The sequence below is a fragment of the Methanohalophilus mahii DSM 5219 genome, from assembly GCF_000025865.1.
GTDB classification, from domain to species: Archaea; Halobacteriota; Methanosarcinia; order Methanosarcinales; family Methanosarcinaceae; genus Methanohalophilus; species Methanohalophilus mahii.
Window position 1 is genome coordinate 210,187 of the sequence record NC_014002.1, and the last position, 21,357, is coordinate 231,543.

At 43.2% G+C, this 21,357-nt stretch carries 20 protein-coding genes and 1 tRNA gene; 15 read left to right on the forward strand and 6 right to left on the reverse strand.

Annotation, left to right across the window (positions count from 1 at the left end; translation table 11 throughout):
- The first annotated feature begins 85 nt into the window (after window positions 1–85).
- The 4 genes from MMAH_RS00905 (at window position 86) to MMAH_RS00920 (ending at window position 3,169) form a co-directional block, all read left to right on the forward strand.
- Entirely contained in the window at window positions 86–727 is a 642-nt protein-coding gene (locus tag MMAH_RS00905) for a 50S ribosomal protein L1 (protein WP_013036660.1), read from the forward strand.
- Entirely contained in the window at window positions 727–1,761 is a 1,035-nt protein-coding gene (locus MMAH_RS00910; RefSeq protein ID WP_048902060.1) for a 50S ribosomal protein L10, read from the forward strand. The genes MMAH_RS00905 and MMAH_RS00910 overlap by 1 nt, the downstream gene beginning before the upstream one ends.
- Window positions 1,762–1,790: 29 nt before the next feature.
- Window positions 1,791–2,102: a 50S ribosomal protein P1 gene (gene rpl12p / locus MMAH_RS00915; RefSeq protein WP_013036662.1), complete on the forward strand. Its 312-nt coding sequence runs from the start codon at window positions 1,791–1,793 to the stop codon at window positions 2,100–2,102.
- A gap of 92 nt (window positions 2,103–2,194) precedes the next feature.
- The gene (locus MMAH_RS00920) at window positions 2,195–3,169 is read left to right on the forward strand and encodes a radical SAM protein (RefSeq protein ID WP_013036663.1); all 975 of its coding nucleotides are present in this window, start codon (window positions 2,195–2,197) and stop codon (window positions 3,167–3,169) included.
- Here MMAH_RS00920 and MMAH_RS00925 read toward each other — a convergent pair whose 3' ends face one another.
- Window positions 3,170–3,937, reverse strand: coding sequence for an SAM hydrolase/SAM-dependent halogenase family protein (locus tag MMAH_RS00925; RefSeq protein WP_013036664.1), 768 nt, complete (start codon window positions 3,935–3,937; stop codon window positions 3,170–3,172). It abuts the gene before it with no gap.
- Between the two features lie 136 nt (window positions 3,938–4,073).
- On the opposite strand from MMAH_RS00925, the gene MMAH_RS00930 reads away from it, so the two are divergent.
- Both MMAH_RS00930 and MMAH_RS00935 read left to right on the forward strand, forming a co-directional pair.
- Complete coding sequence (locus MMAH_RS00930; RefSeq protein ID WP_013036665.1) at window positions 4,074–5,990, forward strand: sodium:solute symporter family protein; 1,917 nt, start codon at window positions 4,074–4,076, stop codon at window positions 5,988–5,990.
- Window positions 5,991–6,060: 70 nt separating this feature from the next.
- Complete coding sequence (locus MMAH_RS00935) at window positions 6,061–6,975, forward strand: DUF5803 family protein (RefSeq protein WP_013036666.1); 915 nt, start codon at window positions 6,061–6,063, stop codon at window positions 6,973–6,975.
- A 2-nt stretch (window positions 6,976–6,977) separates the two neighbouring features.
- On the opposite strand, the gene MMAH_RS00940 is transcribed toward MMAH_RS00935, so the two are convergent.
- The 5 genes from MMAH_RS00940 to MMAH_RS00960 all read right to left on the reverse strand — a co-directional run bounded on the left by MMAH_RS00940 (window position 6,978) and on the right by MMAH_RS00960 (window position 11,474).
- Window positions 6,978–7,724: an MBL fold metallo-hydrolase gene (locus MMAH_RS00940; protein WP_013036667.1), complete on the reverse strand. Its 747-nt coding sequence runs from the start codon at window positions 7,722–7,724 to the stop codon at window positions 6,978–6,980.
- Complete coding sequence (locus MMAH_RS00945; RefSeq protein WP_013036668.1) at window positions 7,725–9,011, reverse strand: ATP-binding protein; 1,287 nt, start codon at window positions 9,009–9,011, stop codon at window positions 7,725–7,727.
- A gap of 118 nt (window positions 9,012–9,129) precedes the next feature.
- Window positions 9,130–9,594 (reverse strand): DUF5817 domain-containing protein, encoded by a 465-nt coding sequence (locus tag MMAH_RS00950; RefSeq protein ID WP_013036669.1) that lies wholly within the window; start codon window positions 9,592–9,594, stop codon window positions 9,130–9,132.
- Window positions 9,595–9,606: 12 nt separating this feature from the next.
- Complete coding sequence (locus MMAH_RS00955) at window positions 9,607–10,266, reverse strand: undecaprenyl diphosphate synthase family protein (RefSeq protein ID WP_172632562.1); 660 nt, start codon at window positions 10,264–10,266, stop codon at window positions 9,607–9,609.
- Window positions 10,267–10,289: 23 nt separating this feature from the next.
- Window positions 10,290–11,474 (reverse strand): redox-regulated ATPase YchF, encoded by a 1,185-nt coding sequence (locus MMAH_RS00960; RefSeq protein WP_013036671.1) that lies wholly within the window; start codon window positions 11,472–11,474, stop codon window positions 10,290–10,292.
- 107 nt (window positions 11,475–11,581) lie between these two features.
- On the opposite strand from MMAH_RS00960, the gene MMAH_RS00965 reads away from it, so the two are divergent.
- The 9 genes from MMAH_RS00965 to MMAH_RS01005 all read left to right on the forward strand — a co-directional run bounded on the left by MMAH_RS00965 (window position 11,582) and on the right by MMAH_RS01005 (window position 21,290).
- Window positions 11,582–11,653, forward strand: a tRNA-Arg gene (locus MMAH_RS00965).
- 625 nt (window positions 11,654–12,278) lie between these two features.
- Entirely contained in the window at window positions 12,279–14,144 is a 1,866-nt protein-coding gene (locus MMAH_RS00970; protein ID WP_013036672.1) for a GAF domain-containing sensor histidine kinase, read from the forward strand.
- 265 nt (window positions 14,145–14,409) lie between these two features.
- Entirely contained in the window at window positions 14,410–14,760 is a 351-nt protein-coding gene (locus MMAH_RS00975; RefSeq protein WP_013036673.1) for a hypothetical protein, read from the forward strand.
- Between the two features lie 146 nt (window positions 14,761–14,906).
- On the forward strand, window positions 14,907–16,445 hold the full coding sequence (locus tag MMAH_RS00980; RefSeq protein ID WP_013036674.1) for a tetrathionate reductase family octaheme c-type cytochrome: 1,539 nt from the start codon (window positions 14,907–14,909) through the stop codon (window positions 16,443–16,445).
- A gap of 192 nt (window positions 16,446–16,637) precedes the next feature.
- Complete coding sequence (thsA, locus tag MMAH_RS00985) at window positions 16,638–18,257, forward strand: thermosome subunit alpha (RefSeq protein WP_013036675.1); 1,620 nt, start codon at window positions 16,638–16,640, stop codon at window positions 18,255–18,257.
- A gap of 88 nt (window positions 18,258–18,345) precedes the next feature.
- Entirely contained in the window at window positions 18,346–18,894 is a 549-nt protein-coding gene (locus MMAH_RS00990; protein ID WP_013036676.1) for a biotin transporter BioY, read from the forward strand.
- Window positions 18,891–19,715 (forward strand): ATP-binding cassette domain-containing protein, encoded by an 825-nt coding sequence (locus MMAH_RS00995; protein WP_013036677.1) that lies wholly within the window; start codon window positions 18,891–18,893, stop codon window positions 19,713–19,715. Before MMAH_RS00990 ends, MMAH_RS00995 begins: the two co-directional genes overlap by 4 nt.
- Window positions 19,712–20,503, forward strand: a complete 792-nt coding sequence (locus MMAH_RS01000) for an ATP-binding cassette domain-containing protein (protein WP_013036678.1) — start codon at window positions 19,712–19,714, stop codon at window positions 20,501–20,503. Before MMAH_RS00995 ends, MMAH_RS01000 begins: the two co-directional genes overlap by 4 nt.
- A complete protein-coding gene (locus tag MMAH_RS01005) occupies window positions 20,496–21,290 on the forward strand; it encodes an energy-coupling factor transporter transmembrane component T family protein (protein WP_013036679.1) in 795 nt (264 codons plus the stop codon). Before MMAH_RS01000 ends, MMAH_RS01005 begins: the two co-directional genes overlap by 8 nt.
- Window positions 21,291–21,357: the final 67 nt, after the last annotated feature.

Below are 21,357 nucleotides of genomic sequence, written 5' to 3' on the forward strand. Positions count from 1 at the left end.
TCCTATATTGGTGAGCCCGTATAGATGACAATAAATCGTTCCGTAGGAGGCCTTTGTGGCTGATGATCACTACGGGAGGTACAGTATGGTAGAAGAATCTATATTAAACACAGTCGAAAGGTTATTTGAGGAATCCCCACAGCGCAATTTTGCGGAAAGTGTGGATCTTGCCATCAATTTAAAAAACCTTGACATGAGCCAGCCCAAATATCGTGTAGATGAAGAAATTTATCTGCCCAATGGCCTTGGCAAGGACCTTAAGATCGCTGTTTTTGCAAAGGGTGAAGTAGGCCTTCAGGCAAAGGAAGCGGGCTGTGACTATGTTTTCACCGAGGAAGATATTAATGACCTCGCAGATGACAAAAGTCGCGCACGTTCCATTGCTAATGAATGTGACTTCTTCATTGCCGAAGTGCAGTACATGCCACTTATCGGTAAAACCCTTGGTGCAATTCTCGGTCCCAGAGGTAAGATGCCTGTCCCACTTACGCCAGATAAAAATGTGGCGGACATGATTAGATCCTCCAAGAATTCTATTCGCATTCGTTCCAAGGATAAACTCACTTTCCACGTTGCAGTGGGAAGAAGGGACATGGATGCAGAAAGAATAGCAGAGAACATTGAAAGCATTGTGAATAGGGTTGAGTCTGTACTTGATAAAGGTAAACAGAATCTCAAGTCCATATATGTTACAACCACAATGGGCAAATCTTTGAGGGTGATATGATGGAAGAAGAGCTTCACCACAGTGAACATATCCCTCAATGGAAAAAACAGGAAATAGAGGACATAAAGGCTCTCATCGAAAAATATCCTTTGTTTGGTATTGTAGGTGTGGGAGGTATCCCGGCCAAACAACTCCAGGCTATGAGACGTGAACTGAAAGATGTGGCAGTCCTCAAAGTATGCAGGAACACTCTTGTCAACAGGGCACTGGAAAGCTCCTCAAAAGATTGTTCTGAAATGATTGATTATCTTAATCAACAGTGTGCACTAATTTTCACCAATGAGAATCCTTTCAAACTCTATAAGTTGCTTGAGCAGAGCAAGACTCCTTCGCCAATAAAGGCAGGTGCAATTGCTCCTCAGGATATTAAGGTGGAAAAAGGTCCAACCAGTTTCCCGCCGGGTCCCATTCTCGGAGACCTCCAGAGTGCTGGAATCCCGGCATCCATCGATGGCGGTAAAGTTGTAGTCAGTGAAAACAAGGTTGTTACAGAAGAAGGTAATGTAGTATCCCAGAACCTTGCTTCAATGCTTGCAAGGCTTGAAATATTCCCTATAGAAGTGGGACTTGACCTTCATGCAGTTTTCGAGGACGGTTCTATCTTTACTCCCGATGTACTGGCAATTGACAATGATAAATACTTCTCCGATATTGCCGCAGCGTCCAGACAGGCTTTCAATCTGGCAGTCAATGTAGCATACCCAACAACCGCTACAATCAGCACTTTGATCTCCAAGGCATCTTCCGAAGCAATGAACCTTGGTATCAATGCAACAGTACTGGAACCAGAGATCATGGATTCCCTGCTTGGAAAAGCACATTCACAGATGATTTCACTCGCATCTGCTGTATCTGCAAACAATGAAGATGCAGTGGACGAGGATCTCAAATCTGTTCTGGGTGCAGCAGCACAAAGTGCAGCTGCAACAGTTGAGGAACAGCCTGCTGAAGAAGCAGCTGAGGAAGAAGTAGAAGAGGAAGAAGAAGATGCAGAAGAGGGCGGTATGGCCGGTCTTGGAGCACTTTTCGGATGAGATTTAAGATTAATTACAGGTGATTCACAATGGAATATATATATGCAGCACTTTTACTCCACAACGCTGGAAAAGATGTTACTGAAGATGCAGTAAAAGCTGTCCTTGAGGCAGCAGGTACCGATGTAGACGACGCACGTGCAAAAGCTCTCATTGCAGCTCTTGAAGATGTAGACATCGAAGAAGCTATGAGCACCGCAGCAGTTGCAGCAGCACCAGCAGCGGCACCAGCAGCAGCACCTGCTGAAGCTACAGAAGAGGCAGCTGAGGCAGAGGAAGAAGAGGAAGAAGACGAATCAGAAGAGAGCGGCATGGCCGGTCTTGGTGCACTCTTTGGATAATTTCCTCACTTTGTCCGCTACGGCGGACACCCCTTTCCTTTTTTAAAATAAACAGTCGACTTTATCTGTATTGACCAACAAGGTTGTGGTCAATGTCCAGTTTCTCAATTGTATCTACTCTGCGTGCTATATGGCAAATGAAAATGCGTAGGCGTCCCTATGTTCTGTCACACGGTGTAAATTCCCGTTGCAATATGCAATGTCCTTTCTGTGAATACTGGAAAGAAGAAAAACCGGATATGACATTTGAAGAGATTGCTCAAATGCTTGACGGGGCTGCAGATTTTGGTATAGGTGTTTACAATGCCTGGACAACGGAACCTCTGCTTCGAGAAGACCTTCCAGATATTCTGGAACATGCTCATTCAAAAGGCATAATAACTTCCCTGGTAACCAATGGTATGCTTCTGGAAAAACGCTTGCCTGCTCTTTCAAACCTTGATTTCCTTTCGATTTCAGTAGACGGGCTGGAAAGTTACAGGGAGATAAGGGGTATCGATATTTCCCATATTCTTCCCGGTATCAAGAAAAGTGTTGAGATTATGGAACGTCCTGTCCTGTTGAATTGTGTTATAAGTTCTAAGAACGTGGATGAACTGACCGATCTTGTGTACTTTGCATCAGAGATAGGTGCTAGGATTTCTTTTGAACCTCTGTATGAATTTGAAAATATTAAGGATGATGTGTGGGGTAACATGGAGGTCAAAGACCGTGCAGCATATCGCAGAGCTCTGGATTCACTGATAGGGATGAAATCACAGGGTTATCCAATTATTAATTCCCTTACCTATCTCAAAATGGTACGTGACAGAAAACCGTCTTTCAAATGCCATGCTCCTGATATTATCCTGAATGTGGGTTGTGATGGCATGGTGGAAACATGCCGGGTTCATCGCCAGCCTCTTGCTGATATCAGACAGGGTGTGGAAAATGCCTGGAAGACAAGTAAAGCAACCATGGCAAAAACCGTGAATGAATGTGATAAATGCCTTTTCTTCGGTTATGCTGAAAACAGCTTACTGTATGATTACAACCTGGAGACGTTGCGTCATTACGAATGGATGTGATCATTTTTCTATCCGGATTTCCGGATGGCCTGTAATATCCAGTCTTTTTGCAGCATTTCCACCATTGACAGCTATTTCCAGAAAGTCATGGCTGCCTGTAAGGATTAGCAATTCATTCTTTTTTATTTTGCCATATGTCGGGGAATAAGACGCTACATTTCCCTGCACGAGTAACTTTTCTGCGGGTTTGGCAAAGGCTTCCAGCATCTTTGACGGAATATTTGTGATCACATTCCCAAAACTGTCGATGTATAGCACTTTACCATAAAGTTTGTCCACAGCTGCATTGACTTCTCCGAAACTAAGTTCTTCAAAGGTCTCTAAAGGCTGGCCTATATCCTCTGCCTTATAGCCAGATGCCAACAAACCGGCTGTAGGGGCAAATATGTCCCTACCATGAAATGTGTTGGATACCCTGTCCAGCATGGCTTTTTCTCCAATCTCGAAAACCTCTATCTCGCCCATCCTGCGTGCAGCAGGGATAAGCAGTCCGTTATCAGGCCCGATAAAGTAATGATTTGCTGCGCGTACAATAATGGCTTTTCTGCTGGTACCGACCCCCGGGTCCACCACTGCCAGATGGATAGTACCGGCCGGGAAAAAGTGTGTGGTGGTGTAAAGGGCAAAAGCTGCAGATAATATATCTCCCTGTTTTATACCATGTGTCAGGTCGATGAATGTCGGATCTTCGCACATGTCCAGGATAACCGCTTTCATGGAGGCAGGATAGAGATCCTTGAAATCTGTTGTAAGGGTAATTATTTTCATAACATTCTGTTTTGAAGGGTAATTTATATGGGTGTCGCTAAGGGCTTTTTTTAAAAGATTTATATACTAAATAATCTATGTATCATCAATAAGCCGATGCTATTTAGTAAATCTTCATAAGATTGGAGGCATTATTATGGAAAGTTCTCAATTATTCTTGATTTTATTGGCAGTCTACTTAGTTGGACTGATTGGTATAGGCTGGTATTTCACCAAAAAACAAAACACAGTAACCGATTTCTGGCTTGCCGGCAGACGTATCGGGACGGTCGGGGTAGGATTCTCCTCAGCAGCGTCCTGGTTGACCGCAGGAGGTCTGCTTGCAGTCATTGCATTCTTTATGCTGCAGGGAATGGGTTCGATCTGGGGCTTTGTGGCTCCCAATATTCTTGCTCTTCTGATAATTGCTATCTTTGTAAAGAAGATTAAGAATCTGCCCGCAATAACCCAGGCAGAATTACTTGAACAACGTTACAGTTCAGCCATCAGGGCGCCGATTGGTATCATAATAACCATCGTCATGATCCTTTTTGCAGTGGCTGATATCAAAGGTTTTGCTCTGGTGCTTGAGACATTCTATGGGTTTGATCCATTGTATGCAGCCCTGATTGTTGCACTGGCAGTTTCTGTTTATGTGACTTTAGGAGGTCTCAGTGCGGTTGTCTGGACTGATGTGGTGCAGTTCCTTTTCCTCTCAGTATTCACGATAGTCATCGCAATTGTTTCTGTAGGAGCAGCTACAGGTGGTGCTGTCGATGCTCCTGCCAACGCAGGCGAGCTATTTTCCAATGTTTCTTCTGGCTGGTGGAACCCTCTGTCCATTGGAATTCCGATGGTATTGATATTTTTATTTGCAATAGTTCCCGGCTGGATCACCGAGCAGGACCCCTGGCAGAAAGTATGGGCAGCACGTGATTCTAAATCCGCACGTAATGGGCTGCTTCTGGGTTCCCTCCTGATAACAATTGTATTTGCAGGTTGTGCGGTAATTGCCATCGCTCTGAGCTCCATTTACCCGGAAATACCGGCTGCAGGTTTCCCTATGGGAATGGCCCAGGCAGAACCGGCATTGCTTGTTTTTGTGCTTGAAAACTTTTCCCCATTCATTGTTGCCCTGAGTGCGATAGGCCTGGCTGCTGCTGCTATGTCATGCACGGATACCTTTGCAACTTCCGGTGCATCCTGTGTGTCCCGTGATATCTATCAACGTTTCATTAAACCGGATGCCACCATGAAACAGATGCTTGCGGTCAACAGGCTCAGTGTGCTTTTCATAGTCCTTGCAGCGACAGTGGGCTCATTTTTCATTACCAGTATCCTTGAGGCTATCCATATAGCCACATATATTGCCAGTGCTTCCTATTTTTTCCCCCTGATGGGAGGTCTTTACTGGAAGCGTGCTACCAAGGAAGGTGCCATGGCAGGTCTTATTGTGGGTGCAGTTGTCCAGATCAGCCTTATCGTTTATGATATTTACATGACAGCTCCAATGGCTCCCGCATATCTCCAGACGGTTCACCCGGTCCTGATGAACCACGGTGTCATTGCTGGCATGGGACTTAGCGCAGTTGCCTTTTTCGGAGTGTCCCTGCTAACAAAACCATCCAGTGCTGTCAACCTTGCTCCTTTCTTCAAGGAAGAGGCAAAGAACCTGGCAGCTGAAGCAGCAGTTACAGTTGAGGAAGACGATCCCAAATTCCAGAAATTCCTCAAGAGAATCGATGAGCAACTTGTCGGTGAAAGAGCACATCTGCATGTGCGGCTGGAAAGTTCGGCTTCTGTGAACTGGCACAGGTTCGTTGAAGCCCTGCGATCTTCCTATGCTGCCTGGGTAACTCCTACCGGAGTGGATTCAGTATACCGTCTTGTGCAGGCGGATATGCTCTCCTGTGTATCCATAACACGTGGTACCACCGATAAGGAGATCTGGTTTGCCTCTGAACCTCCTGCATCGGAAATGGGTGATCAGAAGAAGGAACTCTTTGTAGCCTATAATGAAGTTGCTGCAGCCCTTGAAAGCATGGGTGTTATCCTTACGGTAGTCGAAGAATGAGTGAAGGGGCAAACCCTTCCTTTCTTGGACACCGATAACTTTTTTAAATAATCAATCGGTGGATAGTATAATGCGAAAACAAGCGGTAGTCCTATTTCTGATACTCACTTCAGCTATCTATTTTAGTGGTTGCATCGATGACATTATACCTGTGGATGATACCGCTGAAACAACCAATGCATCGGAGTATACACTGGATCCGTTCATTGCTAATAATTCATGTGAGTGTGGAATTAATACGACTACTTTCTACCTTTACCCCGATTCGCCTGTAAAAGCGGTTTATGTACTTGAGAATGTAAATCGTCTTGAGGTAGTTCCCCTTGAAGATATTACAAATACAGGTTCTGATGTACTTTCAAATATTGTAATTTTGGCCAGACCCGGGGGAAATAACGGTAATCCAGCTGCAACAGTCAGACAGCTTTCCACATCTGAGCAAACGGATTCGATAGACTATACCCTTTCTGAAGAATCTGAGTCCGGACAGACCAAACAGGTAATTTCTTTCAATCAGAGTCTTACAGGTTTTGTGGCTTATACTATGGAAGTGCCTATGGGACAGGATTTCATGTATGTGCCATCACACCTTTCCACTGTCAGGGTAGTCCTTCCAGAAGGATATACAACAGGTAACCAGTTTATCGGGAAGGTCGAACCAGGACCTGATTCCAGATATGTAGATGGACAGGGCAGGGAAGTAATTGTCTGGGATAACCTGCGTCAGGATACTTCTACGTCACTATCTTCTCTTGCAAAAGGCCTCTTGTCTTCCGAGGAAGAAGAAGAGGAAGAAGAAATTAAGTTTAAGACCCTCTATCTCAAATTCTATTCAGAGGATGCACCCCGTAACCTGCTGATCGGTACATCAATACTTGGTGCAGGCGTGCTTCTGGTCATTGGGAATTTCCTGCGAAACCGTAGAAAACTGAATGAAACGATACGGATGGCAGAAGAAGACTGGAAAAAAGATAAAAAACGCTGACATCATATCACAAACTGCATTCCATCGTAGCCCATTGGGAATTCCTGTGCTGCGATGGAATGGGGTTTGAAAAAGTGGCTTATGTGGGTGAAAACGACCTCTTTTGCCTTTATTTTTTGGGCAAGTTCCAGTGCATCCTTTGCATCCATATGTTTTTTGATATGCAATACGTCTGAATCCGGTACAATCGCATCGGCAATTAAAAGGTCAGGACTGTCAATCATTTCAAGGCTCTTTTGAGGGATTTGCCTTTCGCAATCTCCTGTGAATACCACTTTTTTTCCATTTTCTTCTATAATTACACCTACCGGGTTGCTTACCGGTCTGTGTTTGACTTCAAAAAGAGTAATCCTGAGACCTATAATTTCAAAGGTTTCATTGATTTTCACATTGTTTCTTCTGGGTCTCAAAAAGGCCAGGTATTCTAAGATATAGTCAAGGGTTTCAGCAAGGCCGTATACATCTACCTTTCTCTGCACCCGGTGAAATTCCCCAAAACCGGTAAAATGGTCATAATGGCCGTGGGTCCATATAACTCCGTCTACATGCTTTATATTGTGCTCAAGCAATTGCTGGCGCAGGTCGGGCCCGGTGTCCAGCAAAATTGTACCTTTCTCGGATTCTACAAGAATAGAACATCTGAGACGATTGCTTTTACCTCCCTTTAGTCCATCCTGGCAGGTGAGGCAGTTACAACCGATGATCGGTGTGCCCGGAGCATCTCCTGTGCCCAACAATGTCACTTTCACTTAAGACACCCTGTCATACTGCTGGAGGTATTTCTCGGATTTTATATGTGAACGATTGTTGAATGATTCCACCGCATCAATAAGGTCTTTGTTACTGAGCTCGCGCCGCTCCTCGAGCAGGGCATCCAGAACACCCTCCCGGATCACCACTCTCAGATCGGATCCGGTATATCCTTCTGTAATCTCGGCAATTGCTGCAGTGTCAAAGTTTCCCTTGATATGTCTTGTGACAATGTCAAGAATATTTTTCCTCATGTCATAATCCGGAAGGGGGAATTCAAGTATTTCATCAAATCTCCTCCATGCAGCTGAATCCAGCATGTGAGGGTGGTTGGTAGCAGCGATCAAAAGTACTCCGTCTCTTGTGAGACTGATTTCATCTATTGCTTTGAGAAGGGTGTTGACAGCTCTTTTCAGGGCCGCATGTTCGTCCGAGGTCCGGGTTTTTGCAATAAAGTCGAATTCATCTACAAAAAGAATGCAGGGATTGAGTTTTTTTGCCAGTTCAAATACCCTGTCAATATTCTTTGCTGTTTCACCAAGGTACTGGTCGGTAATCATGGATAATTTGACTTCAACAAAAGGAATGGATAACATTTCGGATAGTGCTCTTGCAACTGATGTTTTCCCGGTACCCGGCGGTCCGACCAGCAACACCTTGCCCACATCGTACAGCCCTATTTCTTTCAGGTAATCCCGAAACTTGATGGCTTTGACGATCTTGTCAACTTCGGATTCCTGTTTTTTTGTGAGGATTAGTTCGGACATACCCTGCTGTATATCTTCCGGGGCCAGGAGTTGTGCCAGTTTGAGCATATCTTCCCCGCCTTCTTCCTCCATCACCTCGGCTTTGAGAGATTCTATCCATTCCCTGTCAACTTCCTTGGGTTTGGTGCTGTCCCGTGCTTTATTGTAGCTGACTCCTTCTTTTTCAGCTTTCTCAAAGTAATAGGCCAGTGCAGGGTTTTCTTCGATACGCCTGGCGGTATCCTGTTTTTCGAACCAGCTAATGGCCATGTCAAGAGAAGTTAATTTGATCTTGTAACCAACTTCGTCGATTTCCACGAAAGGAAGACCCTTTAACGCTTTTTTGGTTTCACTTTCTCCATACAGTTTATTCACATCAGTAAGAGATACATGAATTGGTCGTGGTACTCCTTTGGCCTCTTTTTTCCAGTAGTGTTTCCTTATGGGTTTTGGAAGATCGTTGACATCCAATACTTGGTTCTGGTTGTATATCTGGGCCGTCAACAAAAGTTCTATTATATCAAGTGTATTGTCGGACATTTTGATACCTTAATCCAGGATTTTTATTAAAGGGATTGTCGAAAACGGTTTGTCTGAACCACCTTATTATGTATTTTCCCTAAATATAATTTATGCTACCCTGTTTGCAGGTTCTAGATCAGGCAAGTTTCAGATAGCCTTTACCGGGAGTGTAGATTTCTCCCGTATTTTTCAGGTTTTCAAGGGTTTTTTCGATTTTTTCTCTCTCAAAACCTGCCTCTTCAGCCATTTGGAATAATTGTCTGATCTGAATTTTTTCCTGGTTTTCAAGAGCATTTATGATATATTTGGAAGGATTTGCAGGTTTTTTTTGAGTAGGCGGGCTTGGATGTAGCTGATCTATGCTTGCATCTGATAGAATCTGGCTGGCTTTTTTTGAATCGGATCCCTGTATCTGTGCCTGAAGAGCGGTTCGCGCTGCTATTGCTTCATCGAGTATTTCTGTCCTGTGGAATTTCCTCAATTTACGAAACTGTAAAGTTGCACCACATCTCTGACATTGTATGGTCTTTTGGCCCCGCTCTTCTGTAACCTGGCATTGCAAGCGGCATTTGGTGCAGACAATTATAGCATAGGCTACCATGTAAACACTTCCTTATTTTCCATAGCGGCGTTTCCTTTTCTGGAAATCCCTGATAATACGTAAAAAATCAATCCTCCTGAAACGGTTCCAGTTAATATCTGTGAAGTACAGTTCTGAATAGACGGATTGCCATATAAGGAAATCTGAAAGATGTCTTCCCCCCGAACGTATTATCAAATCCGGTTCTCCTTCTATTGTCAGATGGGATTCCAGAGTATTTTCATCAATATCTTCCGGTTCTATGTTTCCTTTTTCGACATCACAGAGAATTGTCCTGACAGACGAGGTAATCTCTTTTTTTCCGCCATATCCCAGCACAAAAATGATACTGGGGTCTTTTCCGGATTTTGTGAGTAACACATCCCCCTCTACTCCATATACGTTATAGCCTGTTTTAGGGGGCAGTTTGGAGCATATTCTTTCAATAACCTGGGCTAATTTGTCAACCATCCTATTTTTGAGATGGGGTTTTTCATCCAGGATGTCCACATTAAAATAGATTTTCTTGATGCCAAACTCCTGGCACCAGTTTATGAATTGGAATGTTTTTTGGCTACTATTCTTTTGAAGTAGATCTGTTTCAGGCAGGACTATGGCAAGGGAGGAAGGTGGATTTTGCTGTCCCTGTTTTATTTTTTTCAGGAGACGTTTTTCGTACAATTTATGTAACAATCCGAGATCCTCCTTCTGAGATGTCATTTGGCGGTTGAGACGATCTTTATAACATCTCCGTCCTTGAGTTCGTATTTGTCTCCAAGTCTCATCCGGGTGCGCCCGTCTACAGCATAGAGGAAACGGTCCCCGATGTCAGTGTGAACCTTGTATGCAAGTTCATTTGCAGTGGACCCTTTTTTGACCAGGTATGCATCAGGAAGCATGCGACCTTTCTTGTCTGTCCAGTGCCCTTCATCTTCTACAGGGTAGACAACAATGAGGTTGAGCTGGTCAAAAACTGCCCTGTTGATGCATTCCTGTACTCCGCATCCATGGGGTTTGCGGGATGCCATGAAACTCTTAAGCTTTTCCAGTCCCTTTATCTGTTTTTCACTCAGGTCATCTTCTTCGATACCAAAATCCTCGTCACCGGGTTTGTAATCAATTGCTCCGGTACTGGCAGCACTGCGAATAGCCAGTTCGGCTGCAGCACTTGTGGGTACGACTATCATCTCAAGTTTTTCAAGATTTTCGACATTTTCCGGGGGGGCTACATCAAGTTTGTTCGCGGCGATGATGACTGGTTTGCTGAGTAGTCGGATGTACTCGCAGAGCTGGCACATATCTTCATTTTCCCATTTGATATATTCGCGTTTGCCGAGCTGGTCTATTGCTACGTTCACATGTTCTTCACAGACCCCGGCACCCATGAGCTGGTTTGCGATTGCCTCCTCCACCTTTAGATTCTCTGCTTTTATTTTGCGTGCCAGGCGTTCCCAGTTGCGACACAGGATGCCTTTCATCCACATGGTTATTTCCCGGTTGAGGAAATCGATATCCTCCAGGGGATCATGGCTGCCGATGTCGCCCGGATTTCCCTCGATATCTGTGGCGCCGGAGGCATCAATTACGTGAATGATTGCCTGGGCCTGGCTCAGTTCGTCCAGAAAGGCATTTCCCAGCCCGCGGCCCTGGTGGGCATCGGGCACAAGACCGGCCACATCGATGATCTCGATTGGTACAAAACGTATCCCGTCTTCACAGTTACCACATCTTTTGTCCCGCTCGATGCACGGGCAGGTGGTGCGAACATAGGTAATACCGCGATTGGCATCAATGGTGGTGAATGGGTAATTGGCGATATCCACCTCTGCCATGGTTGCGGCTTTGAAGAATGTTGATTTGCCTGCATTTGGCTTTCCTGCAAGGCCTATAGTCATTGTCATGTTCTATCAATCACATGCTTGATGGATTTAACTTTTGTTGGTGGTTTAACGCTTTACCACCAAACATTTATATTCGAGAAGATAATTAGGAATCCAGGTCAATGAGTGTCCCGGTAGGGTAGCGGATATCCTTGGGGCCTGCGGAGCCTTAGACCTGAGTTCAAGTCTCAGTCGGGACGTCATTGTTAGAGTGCAGGTAACTTTCACCCCGGTAGGGTTGTTCTATTAAATTATTGCCGGGGCGTTATACCTCATGTTTCTTTATGAATGTGAAAATTCCTGTCCTAATTTGAAAATGTTATCTATAACACCTATTGTCCGAAGAAATGGATAACTCTGTTGTGCCAGTCAATGGTTGGAATGCATTTGAAGGGGGGTTCAGTTTCGTTATTGCGAGTTGCTCATTGATTCTTTTCCATGTATGGCTTGTCTGCCCGGAGGGGCCTTAAAGGACTTCAAACGTTTTCCTCATTTTCAACCAGGGATTTGTATAATTCTAATCCATGAGCTAGGCTCATGCAACGTTTAGTGGTAATGATAAAAGAGTTGCGCTTTTAAAACGAAAAGATAATTTGATGGTGTCCCTTATATAGGTGTAGTAGACCAATAATTTTATATGATATCAATTATTGTGGGTCCCTCTGGTTCCATCCTGAAGCTATAATATCCAACGAACATCTTAAAAAAGATAGAGGAATGTAAATTATGAAAAAACAAACTATAGATTCAAAAAACAATGAAATTGGTCTATAGTCACAGTCTATCGGGGAAGAAAAGAGTATATCCAATCAAAAGAAAAAGGATTTGGCATTTATTGAGAATCAATGCTCAATTCAGGCGCAACTAGATAAAAATATAAACTTTGACTTAAACACACAACAATCCCAACAAAAGGCTTTTACCAGAGAAGCAATCAAAATATTAAGTTCTTTGTTTACAGAACTTGATAATTTTGATGAGCGAATTGAAAAATCGTTATTAATTCTCGGCACTCTTACACAAGCAAGTCGTGCTCACCTTTTCTTGTTTAATAACGAAGAAATGATTATGGATAATACGCACGAGTGGTGTGCAGACGGAGTGCTCCCCAAAAAAGATCTACTTCAGGGATTATCCATGAACCGTTTACAATGGTTAATGGGTAAAATGAGAAAGGGAGAAATAATCCATATAAATGATGTAAATTCTCTCTCTGAAGTAGCCCAGAATGAAAAAGAAATCTTATTAACTGAGAATGTTAAATCAATTATTCTTTTTCCCCTTGTGAATGGCAATAAAGTTGTCGGGTTTGTCAGTTTGGCCAATACGACATATAATGATGTTGGGGAAAAAAATGATACTGAAGCATTGAAGACAATGATTGATATAATGGGGCAGTTTTTTAAGGAGAGAGAATATAAAAAACAACTAAATGCTAAAATCAAAATTCAAAAAACAGTGAATAATGTACAATCAATTTTGATAAATCATTACGATTCAGATGAAGCATTCGTAAGTGTATTGCAAGAAGTAAGCAAACTTACAAAAGCGACACATTCCTATCTTTTCCAGTTCAGAAACGGGGAAAATATTGCTGATATGACTCATGAATGGTGTGCTGAATCTATGCCGTCACACAGAGAAAAACTTCATAATTTAAATTCTGGAAAATTTCACTGGTTTACGGGTAGATTAAAGCGCAATGAAGTTATCCAAATTGTAGATCCAAATCGTCTTCCTCCGGAGGCAGCTGCTGAAAAAAAATTATTGCAGACACTTGGTATAAAATCCTTAATTGCTTTTCCTATATGGGGTGAGAAAAAACTTGCAGGTTTTCTGACCATAAATAATACAGAACGAATAGCTAGATGGGATCAAAATGACATTTATATGCTTTTGGTAATAGCAGATTCTGTCGGCGCAGTAATTAAGAAAGAGAAGGCAAATAAAGCTTTCTTAAGAGCTAAGTCTTTAGAAGAGGATGTGAAGACAACTAAAACTGAATTTATTGCAACTATGAGTCATGAACTACGTACACCTCTTAATGCAATTATTGGTTTTTCTCAATTACTCAGCTCTAATAGATATGGTAACATGAATGAAAAAGAGCTTAAATATTCATTTTCCATACTTAAGGGCGGCAAGCACCTTCTTAATTTAATTAATGACATACTTGATTTCTCAAAAATACATTCAAATAAGATGGAACTTAATATTGAGACTATAAATCTCAAAGAAATCTGCGATGAAATTAAGACTTTTATCACTCCTCTGGCTACAAAGAAAGGAATAACTGTAGAATATAATAATAAATTTGATATTGATATAAATCTTGACAAACTCAAATTTATCCAAATCATGTCCAACCTTCTCAGTAACGCAGTAAAGTTTACACCAGACAAAGGGAAAGTTTCAGTTGATATTGATTTTGTCGCTGAATACGTGCAGGTATCTGTTACTGATAGTGGAATTGGGATTCCCGAACATAAGTTAAACATGATCTTTGATCCTTTCATCCAAGCTGATTCATCAAATACCAGAAAATATGGAGGAACCGGGCTAGGACTTGCATTGGTTAAAGAATATGTGGAAATGCATGGTGGAACAATTTGGGTGGAAAGTGAACTTGGTAAGGGAAGCACATTTACTTTCACAATTCCGGTTAATGATAATGATTTTGTAAATGACTAAATTGCAATTTCATGGTTGTGGCATAAACCACGATAGGAATATAAATGCTGCAATCAATATCAAGAAATTTACTCTGGATAAACAGAACTTAATTGGTATTTGGAGCACCGTAGGAACTACGGGTAGAGCCTGTGGGCTTATTTTTCGTTGGGAAAAGGTATGAAGCAGGAAGCATCTCGGTCTTTAGCGAGATGTAGTTCACATTGTCATTTCTAATAATATTTTAGTCGATAATTTTATTGTTGTATATTTCCTACTTGTCCTTATGGCCAAAAAATGGATGTTGGTTTTGTTATTAGTCCTCACTGTATCGTTTGCAGGTTGTGTAAACAAAGATTCTCTTGTGGAAAGAACAAATGATAGTCTGCTGGAGGAAAGTAAGGATATTGCAGAGGCCTATGTTCTCAACCATGAGGATTATATGCGATATAGTGTTACAGAACCGGTTTTTCTGGGTTCTGAAAAACTGGATTGTTCAAACTGCTGGTCGTTCACCTATGAGTTCGATCTGATCTCTGCAAAGGATCCCGATGTTATTGATACTGCAACGATCAATGTGACAGTTAAGGATCTCGAGGTTGTTGAAACAGTGTATTCACAGGGTATGAAGGACTGAATTCTGATATTTGCACAGTCGCCCTATAACTATTTTTATTTATTTTTGAATAGCAGTTTTTTATCCGCAGTTCTCAGTCTTTATATAGAATCAGTCTCAATTTATTTTATAGTATATCTATATTGCAATATATGAAGGAGGTTTGTATGTATATGAGAGGGCAGGTTATTTTACTTCTGTTTATATCAATTGTTTGTCTCTCTGGTATTGCCTGTGCCACTGAAATGAATCATAGTTTCCTTGAAGGGCCCTATGATAGTGGGCCCGAGGTGACGGAGGAATGTATAGGTTGCCATGAACCACAGGCAAAGGACATGCTCAATTCGACCCATTGGCTATGGACCAGCTGCGGTGACTGTGAGTGTGGGGACATAGAATCTTATAAAGATATGGGCAAAAGAACGGTTATAAATAATTTCTGTGTGGCTGTTGCTTCCAATGAACCACGATGTACCTCATGCCACGCCGGTTATGGCTGGGAAGACGACACTTTTGATTTTAACAATGCATCAAACATCGATTGCCTGGTGTGCCATGATAATACAGGGACATATAACAAGATTCCAACAGGCGCAGGTGCCGTAGACACTTCCGTTGATCTTGCAGAGGTTGCCCAGAGTGTAGGTTCTCCCACCAGGGATACATGTGGAGGTAACTGCCATTTTTATGGTGGTGGCGGAGATAATGTGAAACATGGTGACATGTCTTCTGCACTCAGTGACCCATCTCCAGAATTGGATGTGCACATGGGTCTTCTGGATTTCAAGTGCCAGAACTGTCATGAGACAAGTGACCACAATGTAGCCGGACACTTTTCCGGTCTTCCGGGAACTGAATGTCGTGTTGAATGTTCAGATTGCCATGGCGAGACACCCCACCTAGGTGAATATAAAGAGCGCCTGGACGACCATGTTGATGCAATTGCCTGCCAGTCATGTCATATTCCCAAATATGCACGAGAGGTGCCTACCAAGATGTACTGGGATTGGTCCCAGGCAGGGCAGGATATCGATCCTGTGCCAACGGATGAATATGGTAAAGCTACCTATAACAAGAAAAAAGGTTCTTTTGTTTGGGAAAAGAATGTGACACCTGCTTATGCCTGGTACAATGGATCTTCAGATCTCTATAAGTTGGGAGATACAATCAACGCTGATGGCATGACTGTCATCAATGCACCTGTGGGTTCAAGGGATGATGCAGATTCACAGATTTATCCCTTCAAGATACACAGGGCAAAACAAATCAGTGACGCCGAATATAACTACCTGATAGTACCTGATTTGTTCGGTGGAGAAAACTCCTATTGGGCCACATATGACTGGGATAAGGCCGCAGCTTCTGGAATGGAGTATGTGGATATGCCTTATAGTGGTGAATATGAATTCGTGGAAACATCCCTTTATGAGAGCATTAACCATGAGGTTCCGCCTGCAGAATATTCCCTTGAGTGTAGTGATTGTCACCTCGAGTCGGGAATGATGGATTTTGAGGCCCTTGGTTATCAAGGAGATCCAATGCTTGTAGGGGAGCGTTTTGTTGAAGAGGTTGAAGATGTAAGGCAATCTGTGGGGCAGGATGCACCCGAATCTGGTGAGGAATCGTCCGAAGGTGTGCCAGGGTTTGGCATTTTCCTGGGAATATGTATGCTTCTTGTTGTAAACATACTCTGGGGTCGCCGCTGATTTGACCCTCCCTTTTTTATAGGATATTACTTTATCTGTGCCTGTCGACTGTAAATATCCTGCTCTTTTTCTCACTCATTCAAGCAACGTTTATATAGAAGTTCAATCATCTAGAACGAACAGGTTGAGAGTACATAGTGCTCTTTTCGTGATACAATTTACTGGATCATAATTATATAAGGAGGTCAAATTTTGGCAGGACAGCCGATATACATTTTAGCAGACGGAAGTCAGGTAACAAGGGGCAGGGATGCCCAGAGCAATAACATTATGGCAGGCAAGGCAGTTGCCAACGCAGTCCGTACTACCCTTGGTCCCAAGGGCATGGACAAGATGCTAGTGGATTCAATGGGTGATGTGGTAATCACCAATGACGGTGCAACCATTCTCAAGGAAATGGACATTGAACACCCCACAGCCAAAATGATCGTTGAGGTGGCCAAGACCCAGGATGATGAAGTCGGAGACGGTACGACCACAGCAGCCGTACTGGCCGGTGAATTCCTTTCCAAGGCAGAGGAACTTCTCAAGAAAGGTGTACACCCCACAATTATTGCAACAGGTTACAGGCAGGCTGCCAAAAAGGCGGTTGAAATCGTAAAAAGTATAAGTATAGATATTTCCCGTGACGATACTGAAGCCCTCAAAAAAGTGGCAAACACCGCAATTACCGGAAAAGGTGCAGAATCTCACAAGGAAATGCTTGCAGAGCTTACCGTTGAAGCTGTATCTCTCATAGGAGAAGAAACGGATGATGGCTATGTTGCAGATGTAAGTGACATCAAAATAGAAAAACAGGCTGGTGAAAGTGTTGGTGAGTCCAAACTTGTAAAAGGCCTTGTTCTGGATAAAGCCCGCACACATCCCAACATGCCCGAAAAGATCGAGGATGCAAAAATCCTTGTCCTCAGTGTCCCGGTTGAATTCAAAAAGACCGAGATGGATGCCGAGATAAAAATATCTTCCCCGGACCAGATGCAGATGTTTTTGGATCAGGAAGAAAAGATGGTCAAACAGATGACCGACAAGATTCTGAATTCCGGTGCAAATGTTGTCTTCTGCCAGAAGGGAATCGATGATCTTGCACAATATTACCTCGAAAAGGCTGGCATCTATGCGGCCAAGAGGCTTAAAAAGAGCGATCTGGATCGTATCTGTGAAGCTACCGGTGCAACAAATATTCAGGATATCGATGAAATCACTGCCAAGGACCTGGGTTCTGCAGATCTTGTGGAAGAACGTGATATAAAAGGCAACAAGATGACCTATATCACAGGATGCAGGGAAAAGAAAGCTGTTTCAATAATCCTTCACGGTGGTACCCAGCACGTTGTAGATTCTCTCCAGCATGCCGTGGACGATGCTCTTCACGTAGTCGCTGTGGCTCTGGAAGACGGCAAAGTAGTCGCAGGCGGCGGATCTCCTGAAGTAGAACTCTCCATGCGTCTTGGTGAATATGCATCCTCCCTCAGTGGCAGGGAACAGCTTGCAGTTGCCAAATTCGCAGAAGCATTTGAAGTAATTCCCGAGACACTTGCCGAAAACTCAGGTTATGACCCAATAAACAAACTTGTTGAACTGCGTTCCAAACATGAAGAAGGCAACAAGAGAATGGGGCTTAATGTATACACCGGTGAGATTGTTGACATGTGGGAGAGCAATGTAATCGAACCATTACGTGCCAAGACACAGGCAATTAACGCCGGAACAGAAGCAGCTGTCATGGTTCTTAGAATTGATGACGTTGTTGCGGCATCCCCTCACTCCAACCAGGCATCCCCCGAAATGCCTGATATGGACATGGATATGTAAGATAAGGTGGTTTCTATCACCTTCTTTTTTTTTAATTTGATTTCTTTTCAGGGTAAAATTTAAAAACTTTGTTAACCACAAATAACATATGGTTAACAATACTAATTTATCCGATTCTCCTGTAAGGAAAATGGTCTATGCTGCCCTTTTTGCTTCCATGACCGCGGTAGGTGCTTACATCAGTATTCCGGTGGGTTTGGTACCTGTTACCCTGCAGACATTATTTGTAATTCTTGCAGGGGCGGTACTGGGTGCTCGATGGGGTATGCTGAGTATGTTCATCTATGTTTTGCTTGGTATTGTAGGGTTACCTGTATTTTCAGGAGGAAGCTCCGGACTCGGTGTGCTGGCTGGTCCCACAGGGGGCTATATCATAGGTTTCATTCTGGCAGCACTTGTAATTGGTTATCTCTTTGAAAAATTCCAGTACAGATCCATTGTCAGTATGGTTGCCATTTTTCTTGTCGGTATGATTGCCATCTACGTTCCCGGCTATTTCCAGTTGATGTATGTGGCATCCCTGGGTATGGAGGAAACATTTGCATTAGGTGTTGCTCCATTTATCCCGGGAGCTGCTATTAAGATTGCAGCTGCGACCATTATTTATCGCTACCTCAAGACGGAATCTTTGGTATGATTGAGATTGAAAATTTAAGTTTTGGTTTCAAGGAAAATCAACGTGTCCTTGACGGCATCAATGTGTCGATTGACAGTGGTGAATTCGTTGTCTTGGTAGGTGGTAATGGTAGTGGTAAGTCCACCTTTGTCAGGCATCTGAATGGTTTACTACTGCCGGATGAAGGTATGGTGAAAGTGTGGGGTATGGATACATGCGTTATCTCCAATCTAACTGCTATACGCAGGAAAGTTGGTATGGTTTTCCAGAACCCCCTAACCCAGTTCATAGGTGCCACTGTAGAGGAAGATGTGGCTTTTGGTCTTGAAAACCTGGCCTACCCATCATCAATAATCCGTGAAAAAACGGATCACTCTCTTGCAGAGCTGGGGATATCACATCTAGCGGGCAAATCTCCTTTGGAACTGAGTGGCGGACAGATGCAACTTGCAGCCCTTGCAGGTGTCCTTGTCATGGAGCCTGAATGTGTGATATTTGACGAGGTAACCTCCATGCTGGATTTCTTCTCAAAACAACAGGTGCTTGCAACCATCACCAGGCTTCATGAAAAGGGCAAGACGATAATAATGGTCACCCACAACCTGGAGGAGGTCCATCTTGCTGAAAGGGTTATAGCTTTTGAAAAAGGGAGCATTGTCTATGATGGCAATTCTTCTTTGTTTTTTGATTCTCCTGCTGTTTCAAATCCCGGTATTTCAATTCCTCCTCTTACTGAACTTGCCCTTTGGCTACGGAACAACGGTCTCAAAGAGATCGATGTTTCAAACCCTGATGCTAATGCACTGGAGGAATCTATCTGGCAATCGATATCAAGAATTTGAATTTTTCATACGGGCAAAATTTAGTTTTACAAAATGTATCCATGTACATAAAACCCGGTGAAATAGTGGGATTAACAGGACCTGTAGGTGCGGGCAAATCAACCTTTATGCGTCTTCTTGTGGGTCTGCTCGAACCAGACAATGGCATTATGAAAATCGATGGTTATTCACACAGTGCTAAAAGATTCAGGGAAATGATAGGTGTCCTGTTTCAGCACTCTTCCAGACAACTCTTTGAAAAAACGGTCTATGATGACATTGCCTTTGGACCTTCTAATTTTGGTTTGGATAAAAGGGATATTGAAGCTCAGGTCCAAAATGCCGTAGATATAGTGGGTCTGGATGAATCTCTCCTTGAAGTATCTCCTTTCGGGATAAGTGGAGGGGAACAGAAATTGGTGGCTCTGGCTGGAATAATTGCCCAGCTTCCCCGATATATGTTGCTCGATGAACCTTTTGCAGGACTTGATACCAAAGGAAAAACCCGCCTTCCTTATATTATACAGGCCTTGCAGAATATGGGAGTCGGAATTATAGTAATTTCCCATCACCTTGATAAACTGCTTGAAGTAGCTCCGCGAATTATTTACCTGCGGGATGGAAGGGTCTGTTTTGATGGTCAGAGGCAGCAGTATCTTTTAGATGATACTCTCCCTCTGCCGGCTATAACCAATTTGATGAAGGGGTTGCATGAAAGGGGTTTACCTGTGAACCCTGATACATTTACAGTGAAAAGTGCAATGAAGCAATTGGCAAAATTAGGCCTCGGAGATGTGGACGATGCCTGATTACTTTTTGAGTTTTGTCCCCGGAGATTCCTTCTTGCACAGGCTTGACCCTCGTACAAAACTGATAGCTACGATGCTGATCAGCATTTTGATCTTCAGGTTGCATATTACAGGCCTGGTCCTGCTATTTGCATTATTCATGGTTTTGTACTATCTTTCCTCTGTGCGGATTGCGATGCTACGAAACCTTCATCCGATTGCCCCCTTCTTAATCTTTATTTTTATATTCCAGCTATTCCTGATACCCGGGAATAGTTTTATGGATATCTATGGATTTTCTGCCACATCAGAAGGCTTTTTTGAGGGCCTGAGGATAGTGGGGCGTTTTGTTCTTTTGATACAATTTGCCTCCCTGTTGACGGCTACGACTTCTCCTGCTCACATGGCGGCGGGAATTGAAAGGCTACTTCGTCCCCTGCCCGGCAAGGTCTTAGGGGTGACTTCTTTTGATATTGCCACCATGATGTCCCTCTCCATCCATCTGGTCCCTGTTTTGAACAGGTTCCTGAAAGAAGTGTATCAGGCACAGCTCTGCAGGGGGCTGGGAAGACAAAAGAGGATTTCAGGTTTGGTCTCACTGGCGATACCTTTGCTCAGGGGAGCTTTCAGGATGATGGATGATATATCCATGGGAATGGAGAGCAGGTGCTATCAGGGCAACTACAGGACATCCCTTTTTGAATTGAAAATGGAAAAATACGACTGGATGGTCCTTATGCTGGTTTTTGTATTGTTGCTTGCTTTCTGGGATTTGAGTATCACTCTTTTACCCTCTTATCAGATATAATACGGGCAATTCTTTCCTTTAATTCATCTACAACAATATCCGCATCATCCATATTTGGTTTCTCTTC

Coding starts and splice junctions, on each gene's coding strand:
- MMAH_RS00960 (WP_013036671.1), bottom strand. CDS start 11,474: ATGACAATGACTATAGGCCTTGCAGGAAAGCCAAATGCAGGCAAATCA.
- MMAH_RS00920 (WP_013036663.1), top strand. CDS start 2,195: ATGTCCAGTTTCTCAATTGTATCTACTCTGCGTGCTATATGGCAAATG.
- MMAH_RS00925 (WP_013036664.1), bottom strand. CDS start 3,937: ATGAAAATAATTACCCTTACAACAGATTTCAAGGATCTCTATCCTGCC.
- rpl12p (WP_013036662.1), top strand. CDS start 1,791: ATGGAATATATATATGCAGCACTTTTACTCCACAACGCTGGAAAAGAT.
- MMAH_RS00975 (WP_013036673.1), top strand. CDS start 14,410: ATGGCCAAAAAATGGATGTTGGTTTTGTTATTAGTCCTCACTGTATCG.
- MMAH_RS00930 (WP_013036665.1), top strand. CDS start 4,074: ATGGAAAGTTCTCAATTATTCTTGATTTTATTGGCAGTCTACTTAGTT.
- MMAH_RS00995 (WP_013036677.1), top strand. CDS start 18,891: ATGATTGAGATTGAAAATTTAAGTTTTGGTTTCAAGGAAAATCAACGT.
- MMAH_RS00935 (WP_013036666.1), top strand. CDS start 6,061: ATGCGAAAACAAGCGGTAGTCCTATTTCTGATACTCACTTCAGCTATC.
- MMAH_RS00945 (WP_013036668.1), bottom strand. CDS start 9,011: ATGTCCGACAATACACTTGATATAATAGAACTTTTGTTGACGGCCCAG.
- MMAH_RS01005 (WP_013036679.1), top strand. CDS start 20,496: ATGCCTGATTACTTTTTGAGTTTTGTCCCCGGAGATTCCTTCTTGCAC.
- MMAH_RS00990 (WP_013036676.1), top strand. CDS start 18,346: ATGGTTAACAATACTAATTTATCCGATTCTCCTGTAAGGAAAATGGTC.
- MMAH_RS00980 (WP_013036674.1), top strand. CDS start 14,907: ATGTATATGAGAGGGCAGGTTATTTTACTTCTGTTTATATCAATTGTT.
- MMAH_RS00950 (WP_013036669.1), bottom strand. CDS start 9,594: ATGGTAGCCTATGCTATAATTGTCTGCACCAAATGCCGCTTGCAATGC.
- MMAH_RS00910 (WP_048902060.1), top strand. CDS start 727: ATGGAAGAAGAGCTTCACCACAGTGAACATATCCCTCAATGGAAAAAA.
- MMAH_RS00905 (WP_013036660.1), top strand. CDS start 86: ATGGTAGAAGAATCTATATTAAACACAGTCGAAAGGTTATTTGAGGAA.